This is a genomic window from Microbacterium sp. KNMS, from assembly GCF_053851835.1.
Genome location: NZ_JBSQBP010000060.1, coordinates 1 through 843, shown reverse-complemented (window position 1 = coordinate 843; position 843 = coordinate 1). Strand labels below are relative to the sequence as shown.

Here is an 843-nt window from a genome sequence, read left to right as displayed (position 1 = left end):
TCGTCTACCCCGAGCGCATCGAGCCCTACCTCTGACCCCGAGGACCCAACTCCTTACACACACAACTTGACAAGCTCAGCTCGCGGGGAACGCGGCGGGGTGGGAGCGGGTGTTCTGCCATCCCGACACCGGGGCGCTGCTCACCGTCGACCGGTACACCCCCACCGCCGCGCAGAAGCGGTACCTCCTCGCCCGCGACGAACGCTGCCGCACCCCCGGGTGCCGCAACCTCGCGATCACCGCCGACCTGGACCACACCATCCCGTACGCCCAGGGCGGTGTCACGGACGTGGGCAACCTCGCCTGCCTGTGCGAGGGATGCCACCAGGACAAGCACCACACGCCCTGGCAGGTCCGACAGCTCGGCGACGGGGTCCTGGAATGGACCAGCCCCGCCGGACACACCTACACCGAGAAACCACCCCCACAGGCCCGCGCGGACGCCATCCCGAACCAGGCCGTCGACGACGCCCTCACCGAGTACCGCCGCGCCCGCGAAGAGGCCGCCCCGCGCCGCCGCGCCCACGCCCGCAAGCGGGAACAGGAGCAGCGCCGGCGCGAGGAGGAGCAGCGCGAACGAGAGAACCGGCTCCATCTCGAGATGGAGCAGGCCACTCGGGAATGGCTGCGCCACTACTGGGCGTCACCGGAGTTCATCGCCCAAGCTGTCCTCGACGCCGACGACATCGCCCACCACGAACCCGAAGACCACGGCGCCCACGCCCACTACACCCTCGAACCCGCCTGAACGCGCACCATCCTGAAGCGTCCCCGGTTCTCTGCCGCTCCTATGCGGGTGCCAGCACCGGGTGGGATGGCGTTTCGAGGTCAGCGTAGTAGACG

At 69.8% G+C, this 843-nt stretch carries 1 protein-coding gene; it reads left to right on the top strand.

Annotation, left to right across the window (positions count from 1 at the left end):
* The first annotated feature begins 109 nt into the window (after positions 1-109).
* Positions 110-748, top strand: coding sequence for an HNH endonuclease signature motif containing protein (locus ACWXWW_RS17830; protein WP_455971323.1), 639 nt, complete (start codon positions 110-112; stop codon positions 746-748).
* The last annotated feature ends 95 nt before the right edge of the window (positions 749-843 follow it).